Raw genomic sequence first — 17434 nt, forward strand, 5'->3', positions numbered from 1 at the left:
ACGGCCCTGATGGGGAGACCCTTTTTTAGCTTTGAAGGGTGAATTAACCAGACCAATAGCATTTACTTGCATACTAAAACCTCTTAATAATTACCGGTGGAATTTCAAAGGGGATTAACTATTGAAGGTAAATTGAATATTAAATGGTGTAACTTCACGGGAGATGTTAAATCTTTTATAGGGGTCATCTTAGGGGTTCAATATATCCCTAGGATAAATTGGTAGGATTACCTTACAATAATTCTTACACTATAATTTAACCATCAGTATTAATATAAAATTAGATCAACACTGGGCAATTAGTTCAACAAAAGGAGAATGATATTCAATGGAGAACCCCGCAGGGATTTTTTTTGAGAATGGGGAGTCTGGTTGGGCCCTGCGGGACATGATATTTTAGGGAGGCAATTCGTGATATTGCTATTGCTTCTCCATTGATCGTGGTTTAATAAAGTATTTGCATTTTAAACTTGTATAACATTCCTTATATAACTTACGGAGTCTTAAACATATTTATATCGGAATATTAAGGTCTAATAGCAAAAGAAATAACTCATGCAAATCTTTTTATCAGTAGCTACTTTTGATGAACCTCATCCACATTTTGTTAAATCACTACTAAAATATACCATCTCCTTAAGATTACCTGGATAAAGCTATTATTACCAGCACATAAGGGGAAATTAGAACTAAAAATAGATAATAACACTTAAAAATAACTAATAAAACCTAAATAACATTAATAAACCTAAAAATAACTTATAAATACTGAATAAACTTACATGAATTGGTGAAATGTTAAAAAAGGTTTCAGTTAAGAGCTTGGTCCCTCTTAATTTTTTCATCCCCTAAAATCCTCTTTATGTTCAGTAATCTTTCACCATTGGAAGATATTCTGGTTGTTTTTTTAGGATTATCCCTCTTCAATTTTCTTAAAATAATAATATCACTCCCCAAGAAAACTGTTACTTCACTGGAACTTAAAGGTTAATGTGACCTGATTCACAAAAAATCAAACATAAAAAGTCCCCTATATTAATTCCCAATTCAAAAAAATATCACCCCCATAAAGCTCTGTAGCCTCTAAAAAGGAATATAATAACGTTATTGTATAGAAGTTAATGCCAACACAAATATTTAAATATCATGTTGTAGTAAGATGTAATTAGGTGAATTAAACGACCACCAGTATTATGAACCGGACTTCATAATATGAACTTGACTTCATGCCTTTACACCGCCTCCGTAAGGACATGATAGGCAAGAGTCTCTGGGGTTCTTGGGCTCCGGAGACTTTTATTCTAATTTTAATGGAAATATTAGCACAGCTGGATTTTATATTTTTATAATAACCATATTGAACCAATAAGAAAAGATTTAATGCCCCCATCACTCCTTTTTTAGTGGATTATTTCTTAAGATCATATCCAAAGATTTATTTATTATGGTGTTTCAAGATGGCTTAAGGTGATCCGAATATGACTAAATACAATAAACACTACACCAGTTCAATGGATGTAAAGGATAAAAATGGCGATCTCCTGGGAGCTGTGTGTGTCACTCCTTCCAAAGAAGTTGGAAAAAGGGACATCATGTTAATGGCTGAGAATTCAGGCACACAATCTGTACGAAGCACCACCGAACTCATCAATGTTCTATCCAAAAAGAATGTTTCCTTTGATGACCGTAAAATGGTACTTGACTTCCTGGCGGAAAGACTGGGATCTTTGGAACAGGAATTAGCAGTTAACACTCTAAGATCACTGGATAATAAGGAAAAACAGAGCAAAAAATAACAATCATATTGTTACTTTTTTATGGGCAGACAAAAGATTAAAGAGACATCACTTTTTCATAAAAATATTAAAAAGAGGGGAATTTACAAAGTAAGTGAGGGGGTTGAAGTTACTGATTTTAACAATTCACTTAAAAAGCTAAATCCTGACCTGGTTGAATTAAACAATATAATGAATTGTTCACCTTTACCCCAGTTTGTAATCGACCGGGACCACCGGGTAGTACTCTGGAACAAGGCCATGGAAGATTACAGTCAAATTAAATCCACAGATATAGTGGGAACTGATCACCACTGGAAAGTCTTTTACGATTCAAAAAGACCGTGTATGGTGGATTTAGTGATAAATGAGGATTTAGAGGGACTGGAATACTGGTTTCCCCACCGGTGTAAACCATCTCAACAGGTTAAAGGAGCTTACGAAGCAGAACAATACTATCCCCACAGGGGCCCGCAGGGCACCCATCTGCACTTCACTGTTTCCACCATCCGTAACCATGATGGGGAAATTATAGGTGGTTTTGAATCTTTCGAAGATATCACCAAACGCAAAGTGGCGGAAAAGGAACTCCAGGAAAGTGAAGAAAAATTCCGGAGCCTCATTGAAAATCTAAATGTGGGTGTTTACCGTAACACCTCGGATCCGGGGGGTACCTTCATACAGGTGAATCCGGCATTTGCCCAGATATTTGGTTATGACTCCCCTGATGAGATTATGCAAATTAATGTTATGGATCTTTACGTTAACAAAGAGGATAGAGTACTATTTTTAGAAGACCTGCAACGTGAAGGTTCAATAACCGACCGGAAATTGCTTCTTAAAAAAAAGGACTACAGCAACATCTGGGTTTCTGTATCCGCTAGGGCGCATTACCATGAAGAAGGTTTCATTGACTGGGTTGACGGGATGGTGGAAGATACCACCCATCGTATAGAAGCTGAGGAAGCTCTCCAGAAAAGTGAAAAACGATACCGTTCAATTGTGGAAAATATTAATGATGGTTTCTGTATTCACGATTTTAAGGGAGTTATCCAGGATTGTAATGAGAATTTCGCCCTGATGCTCGGTTTCGGTCGGGAAGAACTCATTGGAACCAACCTGGATGAATTCAGCAGCACTAGGATGTTATCTTTTAAGAATGATGTAGTGGATGAGTTAAAAAATAAGGGAGTTGTTGAATTTGATGGTGATGTCCGTGGAAAAAATGGCATCCGACACTATTACAGCATTAACTCTAGCATAATTTCACAAGAGGGTGAAGGTAAGGTACAAAGTTTCCTTAGAGATGTTACCAAACGCAAAGAAATGGAAAAAAAAACTCCTGAAAAGCGAGAACAAAGCACATAAACGGCTTTCGGAAATTGAGGCCATCTATAATTCAGCCCCCATGGGACTTTGCGTTTTAGATTGTGACCTGCGTTACCTGCGTATAAATAAATCAATGGCTGAAATGAATGGTTTTTCTCCACAAGAACATATAGGGAAGTCTATCCATGAAATGGTTCCCGATCTGAGCCAACAGGGCGAAGCTATAGCTAAAGAAATATTCCAAACTGGTAAGGCTGTGAGCATGGAAATGAATGGTACTACTGCTGCTCAGGACGGTGCAGTGAGAACCTGGATCGAAGGATGGTACCCCATTAAAGATTCTTCACACCAGATAGTGGGTATCAATGTGGCTGCACTGGAAATAACTGATATCAAAAGGGCCAATGAAGCCCTTAAAAAATCTGAAGAAAAATTACGCCTGACCATTGAAGGAGCCGGTGTAATCATGTGGTTCTGGAATATAGAGAATGATAGGGTAGAATGTAGAGGACACTATAAACATATCCTCGGGCCGGGACCTATCCCTGATATGGGATACAATGAACTATTGAGTTTTGTGCACCCTGATGATCTGGAAAAAGTAGAAACAGCTTTTCAAAAGACATTACAGTATGGGGAAGATTTCAAAGTGGAAACACGTACCATATGGAAGGACAAATCAGTGCACTGGTTCAGTATAATGGGAAGAGTGGTATACGATCTGCAGGGTAAACCCCAGGAGATGATTGGCATTGCCCTGGACATCACCAACAACAAAATAGTACAACTGGAACTGCAGGAAACATTGCGAAAACTAAAAAGATCCAATGCCGAGCTGGAACAGTTCGCCTACGTGGCCAGCCATGACCTTCAGGAACCACTAAGGATGATCACCAGTTTTCTCCAGCTTCTTAAGCTGCGCTATGAAAATCAACTTGATTCTGATGCCAATGAATTTATCCATTTTGCCATTGACGGAGCAACCCGGATGCAGGAAATGATCAACGATCTTTTAACCTACTCCCGTATTGATCGCAAGAGGGGTGATTTTAAAGAGGTTAAAATAGAAGATATTCTGCAACAGATAACCTTTGAATACAAACTGCTAATCCAGGAAAAAAACGCCGTTATCCATTTTGGGGAACTACCGGTGATCACTGCTGATTACACTCAGATGGTTCAGCTCTTCCAGAATCTCATCAGTAACTCCATTAAATACAATGATCAGCCATGTCCCACTATACACATCACTGCAGAAAAACAGGATAATGATTGGATCTTTAAAGTGGCTGACAACGGTATTGGTATTGACCCCCAACAGGGGGATCGGATATTTAAAATATTCCAGCGCCTTCACAGTCCCGATGAATACGAAGGAACTGGTATTGGTCTGGCTATTGTGAAAAGAATTGTGGAAAGACATGGAGGGAGGATATGGTATGATTCCCAACCAGGTAAAGGATCGAATTTCTATTTTAACATTCCCGGGAGGTTAAACCATGAAATATAAGCTTAACACCCCGGTGGAAATACTGCTGGTGGAAGATAACCCTGGAGATGTGCGTTTAATTCAGGAAGTCTTTAAAGAAGCTGAAATCAAAAATCAGCTTCATGTGGCAAGTGATGGTGAGGAAGCAATTCAGATGTTACACCAGTGGGAAAACAACCAGAACAAACTTCCGGACCTGATTTTACTGGATTTGAACCTGCCCAAAAAACCAGGTGGAGAAGTTTTAAAAGAAATTAAACAGGACAGTAAGCTGAAATGTATCCCGGTGGTTATTTTAACCAGTTCCAATCGAGAAGAAGACCTGGTTGAAAGCTATAAAAATAATGCCAATTGTTACATAACCAAACCATTGAACCTGGACCAGTTAATCAACGTGATCCATAATATCAGTGACTTCTGGCTGAACATTGTAAAATTACCCCACAGGGACCATGGTGATGTAGTATGAGGATTAAAGGCACGGTTAATGTTTTACTGGTGGAAGATAATCCCGGGGATGCCCTGATCATAAATCAGATGTTCAAACAGATCCACAATATCCAATCCAATATTATCCATGCCAAACGCCTCTCGGAAGGAATGGAAGCCCTTCGTAACCGTGATTTTCATATCGTTTTGCTGGACCTGCAGCTGCCTGATAGCCGGGGAATTGGTACCTTTAACCAGGTACATGAAATAGCACCTGATATACCCATAATAATACTCACCGGACTGGAAGACGAAGACTTTGCCATTGATATAGTGGGAGAAGGTGCCCAGGACTACCTGATTAAAGGACAGGTAGACAGCAAGCTACTGTGGAGATCAATAACCTACTCCATTGAACGCAAACACATTGAACACCGGCTAAGAGAAAGTGAGGAAAAATACAGGTTAATGGTTGAAAAAATCCATTCAGGAATTTTTTTTGTTGATTCAGGGAATAAGTTAACCTATGTTAATAAACAGATGGCTAAAATGTTGGGTTTCACTGTAAAAGAAATGCTTAATCAGGATATCTCCCAGTTCACCAATTCCGAGGGTGAATCCTGCTTTAAAAAACATTTAAAAAAGGCTAGTGAGGGGAAATCCCTGGAAAAATCAGCCTATATCTATGAACTGGAACTATTAAACAAGGACCAAACCAGTGTATGGGTTCTAGTTTCCACCAATCCTATGTTTAAATCAACTGGCGAATATTTAGGTGCTATTTCTATCATGACCGATATAAGCTCGCGTAAAGGTATTGAAAAATCATTGATGGAAACCATAATAGAAAAAGACCGGGATTTTTTCATGGTAATGGGAAACATGGTAGAGGCCATGAAACCTCTAATCCAGAATACCATGCACAACCCCTTTGAATACGATACTAAATTCACTTAAAATACTTATTCTCGTAAATAACCCATAACTCCTAAAAATGCCCATTAACCCCTAACCTATAATCTCACTAAAAAACCTGCAACATTTTTCTACTGCCTGTAGTTAGTACTGTCTAAAAAGTAAAGTATATATTGTAAGACCGCTAACTATTGTTTTAGTCCCTTGGTGTAGTGGCAATCATGTGAGACTCTGGATCTCGCGACAGCGGTTCGACTCCGCTAGGGACTATCATTTTAATGTTCATAACTCCTTTTAATTCAGTGTTATCACTAAATCATCATCTCAAATCCAGAATTATCACCAGATGATGCTGTGAACTATTAAGCCATAGTTACGGTGGCCTTTAGTTACAGCATATAATGAATTATTACAAAGATATAAATGAACAGTTGAACAATTTTAAAAATGTAAAAGTCTTTAAACGTAGGAGATTCTTTAATAAAAATGTAAAAGTCTTTTCATCCAACGAATGTAGCTAGTGAATTAATGGGGGTTTTTCATGAAAGATGAAGATATGTGTGATGTTCACTGTATCCACCAGGATTCTGTAAGAGAAGTCAGATCACTGATGCTGGATGATGAAACATTCAATTCCCTTTCTGATAACTTCAAAGTACTCAGTGACCCCACCCGATTGAAAATTCTCTACGCCCTCATGCTGAAAGAGATATGCGTTTGTGACCTGGCTGCAGTTCTGGAAATGACTGATTCTGCAGTATCACACCAACTCCGGTTACTGAGGAATAGGAACCTGGTCAAATTCCGCAAAAAAGGTAAAATGGCTTATTATTCCATTTCTGACCATAAAATTGTGGATATGTTAAAAATGGAAACAGAAATTTCCGATTAATATTATAAATAGATTATACAAACCAATTATTAAGAGATATAAACCCATTATTAAGAGATCATAACATAAAAACAATTGTCGTACCTTTAAGAAATTTAGATTTTTGAATGACTTTTTAAACTAGCCCTTGGTGAAGATAAATTAGTGCAAAATTGTTAATAAACATAAATTATTATATATTATATCAATCTAGTTGAATTAGATAGTTTTTAAAAAAATTTAATTGATTACCTGACAGGATAATAAATACTTGATAAACCGGGGCTCAAATTGGGGAAATATCAAGGTAAATCAAGGTAGATAATACAGAGGGAAATAAAATATTCCCACGTTAAAGAGGTAAGTTTAATGAGATGGTCATTAGTTATATTGGCAGTTTTACTGCTGATAGTAGGTTATGCGTATGTTTCGACCCTAAACGGTCCAATCACCCCTGAAGGTAGGCTGGCCTTTGTAAAGGTTGCCAATCCCGACATGTACCCCGGACACCTTCACTCCCAGTTACTGGCTAAATTTGCCAATGAAAGTGGTTCAAAATCCATTCTAGTGGTTCACTTTGCTGGTGATTCAAATTATAGGTGTTATAAAGAAGGAAATGTGGAGATACTGGAGTTGGCCTTTGTGGACACCCAGGGTACTGGTGCAGCCGGTGATACCAATTACTGGGATTCCCTTAAAATAGCACTGTTCGGTGTTCCTGACGGTAGATACCAGTACAAGACAGACGGAAAGATTTTCACCAACCTGGATGATGCCCTGAACTATCTGTACGGTATTGCTGAGAAAAATGGACAGGAAGGTCCCATACCCATGTACTGGCACGGAACTGCCCGTAAAGATAATCCCATGTTTGCCCAGGGATGCGGATTCCCGTTGTTCTTTGATATTGTACGGAAGCAATACGGTATCATACCGGCCTTCGTGTACACCTTAAGGGGAATGATCATGCCCTACTTCACAGACCCCTACGCCAACTTTGAATTACAGCACGCCACCGAACTCCAGAACTACTACCAGGAAGGTATGATAAACTTCCGATAAATCCAGTTTAGGGGAATTTTTCCCTTAACTCTCTATTTTATTAATTTTTAAAAAAAAATATCTAATTATCCACGGACAACTACTTTCTCCTTTCCACTGTTTCATTTTTCTCTAATTCTTCAAAGATGAAACGGGGACGGCAACCGTAATTTGAAATGCACTCCATTATCTCTTCATCTTCCACCTGGGGGAAGTTATTTTTGACTATCTGTATTATCTCTTCTGGAGAGTAGGATATGCGGATAATTTCAAAGAAAATGTTTAATAGGAAGACCAGGATATCAGAAAGAAAGCTGAAGTCAGTCAGAAGGTCATATTTAACCCCCCGAAACTTGATCATGAAGGCGGTCTGAATAACCACGTTAACCTTCTCCAGGTCCTGGCGATGCTTCAGGTACTCCCTAAAAACTTTAATATAAAAAGGAAACGCTTTGATTCCATTATTTTCCGTCCACAGGCTTAATCCGAATCTATTTTCATCAATAAATTCTGAATCCAGGAGTTTATCGGCCAGTAATACCCCATCATATTCTGCTACCTTCTGGTAAATCTCTTCATTGGTTTCAACACCCAGATCCTGTCTCAGGGTTTTGAAAAATTCACAGAAAACTTCAGAGGAACTCATTTCCATTTTATCCAGGAACAGGGTGGGATCGTATATATTTAGATCCAGAATACGCAGGGCAGAATAGATGTTGGCGGATTTGCCAGTACCGGGAGTGCCAATAATAAGTACAAACTTTCCTTTCTGATTTTTCAGGCTGCGGAACATGCGATATATTTTCCGAAAGGATCTGGTGAACACGAAGTCATGGTTATCCCCTTCAGACTGTACCCGATATTCTACCATGATTGTTTTATTGTAGATTCATTAATATAAATCTATGACCCCTGATCTGGCTCCAGAGAAATGATAGATTACAGATAGGGGAGTATAATGGTATTAAAGAAATATCGTGAAAAAAGCTCTAATTAGTTTATCCCTATAAATTGAATTTTTTCTCTGAATCTCACCAAAAACCTTCAAATCCCTAAATCTCCATTCAATACTCAATTATTATAATAAGCTGATCAATCCTTTAAGAACCTATCAACGGCAATTGGATTCTTATCATCTAATAATTCGGATTATGTTCAGATAAAGATGATCCTGGTAAATTAAAAAAAGGATTAATGTATTCTATGGCAAAGGAAATATTTCCACTCACAATCAATATTAGCGCATATACTGTCGAATATTTCATTTTTACAATTAATACAATAGCTAAATAGAGAATTAGTCTAATTTTGTATGTAATAACTATTATTAAACCTTTTGTCTCGACGTTTATTTATAAAAGTATATATTACCATATTAAAAATGGATATTCATGGATATCAACTGTAGATTTAATTTTAGCTAATTTAATCCATTTAATCTGAATTAGATCAAATAATCAAGCAGTGAATGTTCATCTATAAGCATATCCAGCACACTAACAGATTATGAGGATTACTGGGGGTGGGAGTGATAAAATGTTGAATCGAGTACTGAAAGACTTGGGTAGAATTCAAGGAGTAAATGGATCACTGATAGTGGGAAAAGACGGTTTAATTATAGAAAGAGATGTTTCACCAGATATAGATTCTGAACTGGTAGGGGCCATGTCTTCCGCTGTTTTTGGAACAGCAGAACGATCTTCCGAAGAAATGAAACATGAAAAACTACAACAAGTCATGATTGAAGGTAATAAGGGTAAAACTCTCATGATTGATTCTGGAGAAGCGATTTTAGCGGTAATTACTGATACTGATATAAATCTGGGATTAATACGCCTGGAAATGAAAAGAAGCTCCAACCGGATTGTTGAGATAATCTAGGGGGTAACAAGATGCCAGAATATACAAATTACAATGAATATCTCGAAAATATGGGTTTAGTATTGAAGGAAGGAGCCAGCATACTCTGTCTTAATTCTAACGCAGATATCACCCGGCCAGGACCCTACTGTGAAGAAAGAAAAACACTGGTATCAGCCAACTCTGTGGGGGCCTTAAGATCCATTATCATCACCGGAAGTAAACAGTTTGGAATAGGTACCATGGGATCCATACTTAGAATAGCCGGGGGCGAATTTTCAACCTTGAGGGCAGCCCAGATGATAGATGCCGGGGAATTGGAAAAGGGAGACATTTCTGGTTGGTTGGAACTGGTTAAATTCGATTTTAAAAACTGGGGTTATGGTATTTTAACTCCAGAAAGTGTTGAAGATGGAAGAATTGTGGTGAAACTGGATGAGAGTATGAGCTCCGCAGGAATACCCAACCTGAGCCAGAGTGTGTGTTATTATGAAGGGGGGAGGATTACCGGTGGTTTATCCCAGATAACCGGAGATAAATGGCAGTTTGTAGAAACCAACTGCTGGGGAAGAGGAGACAAATTCTGCCGATTTGAAATAACCAAGATCTGAAAATTTGTAAACCCAAGGAATCTTTACTTAAATTACAGTTACATATTCATCCTTCTTTTCTAAATCTTTTTATTTATTTTTCAAGGCCCAACTTTAAAAGCCCGGGTGTGATCCTGTTCCGAAAAGTTTTAATAAATTAGGATTTAAAGATATTTATAAGTTAAATGGGTGGAAAAATTTATCCTTTACAATTATAAACCTCATTTACTGTGTTAATTAAAAACATTTACTGTATTTATCAAAAATTAATTTAAAATAGCGGTGTTTTATTATGGAAACTGTTAACATTCTGGTTGAGGCCTTACCCTACATCAAAAAATTTCACAAGAAAAAGATCATGATTAAATACGGTGGCCACGCCATGATCGACTCTGAGGCCAAGAGCTCCACTGCCCGGGACACTGTTCTCCTGAAGTACGTGGGAATGAAACCCATAGTGGTACACGGAGGAGGTCCTGAAATCTCCCGTTCCATGAACAAACTGGGAAAGGAACCAAAATTCATTGGAGGATTGCGGGTAACTGACCAGGAAACTATGGATATAGTGAAAATGGTCCTGGTGGGTAAAATAAGCACGGAAATCGTGGCCAACATCGGCCTCCATGGAGGTAAGGGAGTGGGATTATCCGGAAAGGACAACTTGCTCTTAAAGGCCTGTAAACGTTCACCCCAAGTAGTGGTTAACCAGGAAACCGGTGAAGAGCAGATGGTTGACCTGGGACTGGTGGGTGAGATTGAATCCATAAACCCGGAAATCTTGAGAGTTCTAACTGAAAATGATTACATACCAGTAATCAGCCCAATAGGCGTGGATGATAAGGCAGAGACACTCAATTTGAATGCAGATACTGTTGCCGGCGAAATTGGAGGTAAAGTGGGTGCAGAAAAACTAATAATACTGACTGATGTCCCAGGAATCTTAAAAGACCCCACAGATCCCAGAAGCCTCATAAAAAAGGTCACCATAGCCCAGGTCAAGGAACTGATTGAGGATGGCACTGTCCGTGATGGTATGCTGCCCAAGGTCCTCACCTGTATCAGTGCCCTTGAAAAAGGAGTTAAATCCGCCCATATAATTGATGGACGGATTAAACACAGCATACTCCTGGAAATATTCACCAAAGACGGTATTGGCACCATGATAACCCCGTGAGGGAAGTGCATGAAGATAAGCATAGTAACCGATGGACCCTACGGTGAACGGGCCTACGCCACCATTAAAGAGGAATTTGACTGTGACTACGTGGTAATGGAAGCTCCCCAATCCAGTTTCATGGATGAAATCCAACTCCCCCCAGAAACCATGGCCCAACTGGAAAAAGCAGACATCATTTTAACCTATGTTCTACACCCCGACCTCACCCTAGACCTGGTTGACGCCCTTCACGATAAAGTAGAATGGATCATCGTCGGTGCCTGGAGAGGAGAAGGTTTTAAAAATCAGCTAGAAAGCTACGGTAATGTTACCTGCCCCGAGAACATGTGCGACCTAACTGAGAATGGAAACCCGGTTTTTGATAAGTTCGTCTCTAAATTCGGCAGACCCATAGTTCGGGTTAACTGCCAGGGCGATAAGGTGGTTGAGGTGGAGGTTCTCCGCTGTTCACCCTGTGGCAGCACTAACTTTGTGGCCCAGGAAATGGTAGGTGAAGACACTGCCACCCTGCCTATTAAGGCCGGTCTCCGGATACAACATTACCCCTGTCGGGCCCCTAAAATGCGACTGTTCACTGATGATGAGTGTAAAAAGGAAATGGCAGCCAATTTCCACAAGGAAGCCTTCCAGGAAGCCCTTAAAAATAAAAAATGATTTAAAATCGAATTCGTTCCTTTTTTAGTTCATCAATTTTTTTTAACCTATTTTTAACCTCTCCCCATTGATTAACCTCTTTTTTCAAAACATTTTTTTAATTAATCTTCTTTTATTAGCCCTTTTTTCCACCAATGAAAAGGGGTTTAAGTGTAAACTGGTCTGCTCTGAAAATCCCGAAAAGGCCTACATTCATATAAATATTTAATAGGCCCCGTCACCCAACAAATGTATGTGAGAAATATGTTAGAAGTAGCAATTATTGGAGCCAGTGGCTACACCGGAGGGGAACTATTGCGGTTCCTCCACACCCACGGCGAAGTGGAAGTTGTGGCTGCCACCTCCCGGCAATATGCAGACACCCCAGTCCGGAAGGTGCACCCCCATCTACAGGATATGAGTTTGGAATTTACCAACCAATCCCCGGAAGATTTGAATGTTGATCTAGTCTTTACCGCCACCCCCCATGGCGCCTCCATGAGCATAGTCCCGGGACTGGTTGAAAGGGGAATTAAAGTAGTGGATCTAAGTGGTGATTATCGTTTTGATGATATACACCTCTATGAGAAGTGGTACGGCTTAAAACACGAAAACCCTCTGGAAGCAGTTTACGGTTTACCGGAAATGTACCGGGATGAGATCAAAAAAGCCAACCTGGTGGCCAACCCGGGATGTTACCCTACCGGATCCATCCTGGCAGGTATTCCCCTGGTAAAGGCAGGACTGGTGGATACCCTGATTGCTGACTCCAAAAGTGGAGTTAGTGGTGCCGGGATAAAACCTACCCCAGTTACACACTACCCCAATATCAGCGACAACATAGTGCCCTACGCAGTCACCACCCACCGGCACCTGCCAGAGATCCAGGAAAAACTGCAAAAATACGGGGATGTTCGTGTTTCCTTCACACCTCACCTGGTACCAGCAATTAGGGGTATTATAACCACTTTACATTCATTCCCTAATCAGGACATCACCAGTGATGAAATTCAAAAGATGTACCAGGAGCAATACCGTGACGAACCCTTTGTCCGGGTGCTGGATACCGGTGAAATTCCCCGCCTGAGTGCAGTGCGCGGATCCAACTTCTGCCACATTGGATGTTTCGAAATTGATGAAAATGGCCGCTTAGTGGTAGTCTCAGCTATTGACAACCTGGTTAAAGGCGCCTCTGGTGCAGCAGTGGCCAACATGAACCTCATGTGCGGGTTCAAAGAGAACATGTCCCTGGAAAGCTGTGGTTTACACCCCTAAAAAGGGGGTCTTAAATCACCACCAATAACTCCTGGAAGGATAAAACCCGTTCCTGGTGAAAGGCTGTAAATGATTTGAACCAGTGATAAGCCTTTATTCTCACCATAAAGGCCTGAGTTACCGTGATAGGGGTGTGAACTACCACCCCTAAACCTTTATAAACTGGGATACATATAACTTATGAGATGAAAAGCAAAAGGTGAGAATTTCAATAATAGTACCCAGTAAATCCATTTATTCTTAACTACCATGAGTGTACCACTATCCAACATCACCACAGTGTGAGTTTACACCTTCAGTATCCATTTATTAGAACCTAACCATCCTTTAAAACAAAATATTCTTATTTATTGAATTTTTGAGGTAAATCCTATGAAAACCATGATCCTGTTTTACTCACGAACCAGGAAAACTGCCCTAATTGCCAAGACACTGGCCCATGAAATCAATGCCGATTACCTGGAGATCACGGATCTCAACAACCGGGGAGGGGCCTTGAATTATCTTAGAGCCTCAGTAGATGCTTTCCGTGAAAACAAGACCCTGATTAAACCAAAAACAGTGGATCTAACTGACTATGATCTGGTGTATCTGGGGAGTCCCACTTGGGCGGGTAAACCCGCACCAGCGATCATCACCCTCATTGACCAGTGCAACTTCCAGGGTAAAGATGTGGTACTCTTCGCCACCATGGGCAACTCCGGGGGGAAGAAGGTTATCGAACGCATGAAAGAAAAAATTGAACCACGTGGAGGGCGCTTCATCAAATCCTTCCTGATTAAAACTGGTAACAAAAACAGTGAAGAACTGGTGGAAGATGTTAAAAAGATCGTTAAAGAGGAAGACCTTACACTCTACGGGATATAGATTAGAACTCGATAAGATTATTAAGGCAACTCGATAAACTAATTAAAGTACTTAAGATCATTAGGGAAATACGAATCAGGGAAAAATATTTAGGAGAAAAATAGAAGGAATTCCCCGATAATGATAATTTCCCCAGTAATAGAGAATATATATTCTATAATAGAGAATATACAGGTTTATATAATTTTTAATTTGACTAAACTAACTGGTGATTAAATGGTAAAATTTGAAAGATTCATAGAATCGTACAAACCTCTCATCGCCATCCCAGTGGCCATCACCATCATTTCCCTTCTATTAATCGCCCTTGTAGGTGTTAATCAGGGAATAGAACTTAAAGGTGGTACGGAAGCAGTTATAAATCTGGATAAATCCATCAGTCAGAGTGATCTTCAGTCACTGATCAGTGCTGATTTTCCAGGTCAACAGGTGACAGTTAAATCTGTGACCAACAACCAGGCCACAGTGGCCATCACTGGAGACGTTGATGTGGTTAAACTGACATCAGTGCTTAAGGGCACCGGAACTATTTCCAGCTATAAATCTGTGGGTCCGGTGTTGAGTGCAGAATCAATGACCCAGATCTACTATGCTCTGGCCTTTGCCTTCATATTCATGAGCATAACGGTGTTCATCATCTTCCGTGATGTGGTTCCCAGTCTGGCAGTTATTTTCGCTGCCTTATCTGATATCATCATTGCCGTGGGGGGGATGAGCTTATTCAACATACCCCTGTCCATCGCCTCAGTGGGTGCACTGTTAATGCTTATTGGTTACAGTGTGGATACCGATATACTCTTAACCACCCGGATTCTTAAAAGAACCGAAGGTACCGTAACTGAAAGGGCAATCGAGGCCATGAAAACTGGTTTAACCATGTCGGCCGCAGCTATTGGTTCCATGGTAGCACTGTATCTGGTGGTTATGTTCCTGATACCCGCTGCCCATACCCTGGCGGATATAGCTGCCGTGCTTATAGTGGGACTGGTGGCCGATGTCCTGGCCACCTGGCTCATGAACCTGGGAATACTAAGATGGTACACGGAGGCACGTAAATGAATATCAAGGAATTCCTCAAGGACAAACAGGTACTGCTACTGGTAGTACTTCTCATTGCCAGTATTGGTGCCATCTCCTACCTGGGTATACAACAGGGTCTGGATTTAAAGGGTGGTTCCACCATACAGCTCCAGCTGGAACAACCAGTGGACACCGCCACCATGAACACAGTTACCGCAGTACTGGATAAAAGGCTGAACATTTTCGGGGTTAAAGACGTTAAAGTTTACCCCAGTGGAAACCAGAACGTTATTGTCGAGATTGCAGGGGTCCAACCCGATGATGTGACCAAGATCGTGGGGAGTAATGGTAAATTCGAGGCCAAGATCAACAACCAGACAGCCCTGGTGGGATCAGACATCACCCAGGTGAAATCCTATCAGGTTACTGGAACGAAATGGGAAGTTCCCTTCACCGTTTCACTGGAAGGTGCTAATCGATTCGCCAAGGTTGCTCAGGGTCAGGCTGGAGTACCGGTGGAGATGTACCTGGATGACCAGTTGATTACCTCCCCTGAGCTTTCTGCGGAGCTGGCTAATGGGCAGGCCTCCACTGATGTGATGATCAGTGGAAGTGAAGCCACCAAAGAAGAAGCACAAAGTCAAGCTAAAAGCATACAAACCTTATTACAATCTGGTGCATTGCCGGTTAAGGTAAAAATCGTTGGTATAAGCAGTGTTTCCGCTGATCTTGGTGACCAATTTATTAACGGTGCTTTAATTGCTGGTATACTGGCCTTGCTGGTTATTGCCGCCATTATCATTGTCAGATACCGCAGCCCTCTACTGGTGATACCCATCATGTTAACCAGTATTGCCGAGTTGATACTGGTTCTGGGAGCAGCGGCCGTGGTTCACTGGAACATAGATCTAGCTGCCATTGCCGGTATTCTGGCGGCCATTGGTACCGGGGTGGACGACCAGATCATCATTACCGACGAGGTGCTCAAGGGCTTCCAGGAGAAGAAGAGAATTTCTGGTGTGCGCCGGCAGATTAAAAAGGCATTCTTCATTATCTTTGCCTCAGCCGGAACCCTGGTAGCTGCCATGTTACCACTGGCCTACATTGGATTCAGCAGGGGAGCCACCGGAATAGGTATACTTTCTGGTTTCGCCTTCACCACCATACTGGGTGTTCTCATTGGAATATTCATCACCCGACCAGTGTATGCCAAATTCGTGGAGATGGTTCTGGATAAATAGGAAAAATATCCAGTATCCTGAACATGAACCGGGAATATTACCCCTCCCGGGTAATAAATTCCCTTTAATTTCTTTTATTTTACATTTATTTTAAAGTCCTTAAAAAAATCCTTTTAAAAAGTTTTTTTCCTGATTTTGAATTGTTATTCTCATTACGGGCCTTTCTTAAATGTTTTATTGTCCCCTAAACTAAAGGATAATCTTATAAAATATTATCTGAATATATTTTGGTGTATATGATTTGGATGAAATTTTTATATGATAACCAGGTTGAAATTATCGGATAAGAAGGTATTTAATGGAGAATGGTGAAACATGAAAGCTCCCCGGGAATTGAAGGTAAAACCTATTAAAAATGGCACAGTTATTGACCATATTAACGCTAATAAAGCCCTGAAAGTCCTTAAAATACTGGGACTTCCCAGTCCAGGGATATCAGTGACCCTGGCCATGAATGTACAGTCCAGCCAGATGGGGAACAAGGACATTGTTAAAATTGAAGGGAGAGAACTGGCATCTCGGGAAGTGGATGAAATTGCGTTGATCGCCCCCCAGGCAACAATCAACATTGTTCGGGAATATGAAATCGCCGGGAAAAGCAAAGTTAACCTACTTGACGAAATCAGCAGTATTCTGGAGTGTTCCAATCCCAACTGTATAACCAATACTGATGAACCAGTAACCACCCATTTCACCGTGCTGCAGAAGGAACCTCTGATACTCCGCTGTCATTACTGTGAACGTATACTGGATCAAACCGATGTGGAGACCCAGTTTAAAGTTTACTAAAACACTTTAAGTCTATAAACACAAATCTTGTGATAGAACCAATAAAAATAAAGAATATTAATTGGTTTCTGATTAATTTTATTTCATTCTCATTTAACAACTTTATTTATCCAAAACTCATTTAGAACTAAAC

At 40.3% G+C, this 17434-nt stretch carries 17 protein-coding genes and 1 tRNA gene; 17 read left to right on the top strand and 1 reads right to left on the bottom strand.

Features of this window, described 5'->3' with window-relative positions:
• Positions 1-1478 precede the first annotated feature (1478 nt).
• From QC759_RS00400 to QC759_RS00435, 8 genes are all read left to right on the top strand, one after another.
• Positions 1479-1796: a hypothetical protein gene (locus QC759_RS00400; protein WP_048073136.1), complete on the top strand. Its 318-nt coding sequence runs from the start codon at positions 1479-1481 to the stop codon at positions 1794-1796.
• A gap of 171 nt (positions 1797-1967) precedes the next feature.
• Positions 1968-3143, top strand: a complete 1176-nt coding sequence (locus QC759_RS00405; protein WP_279844601.1) for a PAS domain S-box protein — start codon at positions 1968-1970, stop codon at positions 3141-3143.
• The gene (locus QC759_RS00410; RefSeq protein WP_279844603.1) at positions 3082-4614 is read left to right on the top strand and encodes a sensor histidine kinase; all 1533 of its coding nucleotides are present in this window, start codon (positions 3082-3084) and stop codon (positions 4612-4614) included. Before QC759_RS00405 ends, QC759_RS00410 begins: the two co-directional genes overlap by 62 nt.
• Entirely contained in the window at positions 4604-5062 is a 459-nt protein-coding gene (locus QC759_RS00415; protein ID WP_048073135.1) for a response regulator, read from the top strand. Before QC759_RS00410 ends, QC759_RS00415 begins: the two co-directional genes overlap by 11 nt.
• Positions 5059-5979, top strand: coding sequence for a PAS domain-containing response regulator (locus tag QC759_RS00420; RefSeq protein ID WP_048073134.1), 921 nt, complete (start codon positions 5059-5061; stop codon positions 5977-5979). Before QC759_RS00415 ends, QC759_RS00420 begins: the two co-directional genes overlap by 4 nt.
• Positions 5980-6135: 156 nt before the next feature.
• A tRNA-Gln gene (locus QC759_RS00425) sits at positions 6136-6207 on the top strand.
• Between the two features lie 271 nt (positions 6208-6478).
• Entirely contained in the window at positions 6479-6829 is a 351-nt protein-coding gene (locus QC759_RS00430) for an ArsR/SmtB family transcription factor (RefSeq protein WP_048073133.1), read from the top strand.
• Between the two features lie 348 nt (positions 6830-7177).
• Positions 7178-7870, top strand: a complete 693-nt coding sequence (locus tag QC759_RS00435) for a hypothetical protein (RefSeq protein ID WP_048073132.1) — start codon at positions 7178-7180, stop codon at positions 7868-7870.
• 79 nt (positions 7871-7949) lie between these two features.
• Here QC759_RS00435 and QC759_RS00440 read toward each other — a convergent pair whose 3' ends face one another.
• On the bottom strand, positions 7950-8720 hold the full coding sequence (locus QC759_RS00440) for a hypothetical protein (RefSeq protein ID WP_048073131.1): 771 nt from the start codon (positions 8718-8720) through the stop codon (positions 7950-7952).
• 665 nt (positions 8721-9385) lie between these two features.
• Between QC759_RS00440 and QC759_RS00445 the strand changes: the two genes are divergently transcribed.
• The 9 genes from QC759_RS00445 (at position 9386) to pyrI (ending at position 17301) form a co-directional block, all read left to right on the top strand.
• A complete protein-coding gene (locus QC759_RS00445; protein WP_048073130.1) occupies positions 9386-9730 on the top strand; it encodes a roadblock/LC7 domain-containing protein in 345 nt (114 codons plus the stop codon).
• Between the two features lie 11 nt (positions 9731-9741).
• Positions 9742-10320: a V4R domain-containing protein gene (locus tag QC759_RS00450; protein ID WP_052659977.1), complete on the top strand. Its 579-nt coding sequence runs from the start codon at positions 9742-9744 to the stop codon at positions 10318-10320.
• 271 nt (positions 10321-10591) lie between these two features.
• Positions 10592-11473, top strand: coding sequence for an acetylglutamate kinase (gene argB / locus QC759_RS00455; protein ID WP_048073129.1), 882 nt, complete (start codon positions 10592-10594; stop codon positions 11471-11473).
• 9 nt (positions 11474-11482) lie between these two features.
• On the top strand, positions 11483-12130 hold the full coding sequence (locus tag QC759_RS00460) for a DUF166 domain-containing protein (RefSeq protein WP_048073128.1): 648 nt from the start codon (positions 11483-11485) through the stop codon (positions 12128-12130).
• 243 nt (positions 12131-12373) lie between these two features.
• Positions 12374-13384 carry an N-acetyl-gamma-glutamyl-phosphate reductase gene (gene argC, locus QC759_RS00465; protein WP_048073127.1) on the top strand — a complete coding sequence of 337 codons (1011 nt, stop codon included), beginning with the start codon at positions 12374-12376 and terminating at the stop codon, positions 13382-13384.
• Between the two features lie 372 nt (positions 13385-13756).
• On the top strand, positions 13757-14251 hold the full coding sequence (locus QC759_RS00470) for a flavodoxin family protein (protein WP_048073126.1): 495 nt from the start codon (positions 13757-13759) through the stop codon (positions 14249-14251).
• Positions 14252-14467: 216 nt separating this feature from the next.
• The gene (locus QC759_RS00475) at positions 14468-15310 is read left to right on the top strand and encodes a protein translocase subunit SecF (RefSeq protein ID WP_048073125.1); all 843 of its coding nucleotides are present in this window, start codon (positions 14468-14470) and stop codon (positions 15308-15310) included.
• Entirely contained in the window at positions 15307-16512 is a 1206-nt protein-coding gene (locus QC759_RS00480) for a preprotein translocase subunit SecD (protein WP_048073124.1), read from the top strand. Before QC759_RS00475 ends, QC759_RS00480 begins: the two co-directional genes overlap by 4 nt.
• Before the next feature lie 315 nt (positions 16513-16827).
• Entirely contained in the window at positions 16828-17301 is a 474-nt protein-coding gene (gene pyrI, locus QC759_RS00485; RefSeq protein ID WP_048073123.1) for an aspartate carbamoyltransferase regulatory subunit, read from the top strand.
• Positions 17302-17434 lie beyond the last annotated feature (133 nt).

It is taken from the genome of Methanobacterium formicicum (genome assembly GCF_029848115.1).
Classification (GTDB): domain Archaea; phylum Methanobacteriota; class Methanobacteria; order Methanobacteriales; family Methanobacteriaceae; genus Methanobacterium; species Methanobacterium formicicum.

Coding starts and splice junctions, on each gene's coding strand:
- QC759_RS00410 (WP_279844603.1), top strand. CDS start 3,082: ATGTTACCAAACGCAAAGAAATGGAAAAAAAAACTCCTGAAAAGCGAG.
- QC759_RS00415 (WP_048073135.1), top strand. CDS start 4,604: ATGAAATATAAGCTTAACACCCCGGTGGAAATACTGCTGGTGGAAGAT.
- QC759_RS00470 (WP_048073126.1), top strand. CDS start 13,757: ATGAAAACCATGATCCTGTTTTACTCACGAACCAGGAAAACTGCCCTA.
- QC759_RS00445 (WP_048073130.1), top strand. CDS start 9,386: ATGTTGAATCGAGTACTGAAAGACTTGGGTAGAATTCAAGGAGTAAAT.
- QC759_RS00460 (WP_048073128.1), top strand. CDS start 11,483: ATGAAGATAAGCATAGTAACCGATGGACCCTACGGTGAACGGGCCTAC.
- QC759_RS00430 (WP_048073133.1), top strand. CDS start 6,479: ATGAAAGATGAAGATATGTGTGATGTTCACTGTATCCACCAGGATTCT.
- argC (WP_048073127.1), top strand. CDS start 12,374: ATGTTAGAAGTAGCAATTATTGGAGCCAGTGGCTACACCGGAGGGGAA.
- QC759_RS00400 (WP_048073136.1), top strand. CDS start 1,479: ATGACTAAATACAATAAACACTACACCAGTTCAATGGATGTAAAGGAT.
- argB (WP_048073129.1), top strand. CDS start 10,592: ATGGAAACTGTTAACATTCTGGTTGAGGCCTTACCCTACATCAAAAAA.
- QC759_RS00405 (WP_279844601.1), top strand. CDS start 1,968: ATGAATTGTTCACCTTTACCCCAGTTTGTAATCGACCGGGACCACCGG.
- QC759_RS00440 (WP_048073131.1), bottom strand. CDS start 8,720: ATGGTAGAATATCGGGTACAGTCTGAAGGGGATAACCATGACTTCGTG.
- QC759_RS00480 (WP_048073124.1), top strand. CDS start 15,307: ATGAATATCAAGGAATTCCTCAAGGACAAACAGGTACTGCTACTGGTA.
- QC759_RS00420 (WP_048073134.1), top strand. CDS start 5,059: ATGAGGATTAAAGGCACGGTTAATGTTTTACTGGTGGAAGATAATCCC.
- pyrI (WP_048073123.1), top strand. CDS start 16,828: ATGAAAGCTCCCCGGGAATTGAAGGTAAAACCTATTAAAAATGGCACA.
- QC759_RS00475 (WP_048073125.1), top strand. CDS start 14,468: ATGGTAAAATTTGAAAGATTCATAGAATCGTACAAACCTCTCATCGCC.
- QC759_RS00435 (WP_048073132.1), top strand. CDS start 7,178: ATGAGATGGTCATTAGTTATATTGGCAGTTTTACTGCTGATAGTAGGT.
- QC759_RS00450 (WP_052659977.1), top strand. CDS start 9,742: ATGCCAGAATATACAAATTACAATGAATATCTCGAAAATATGGGTTTA.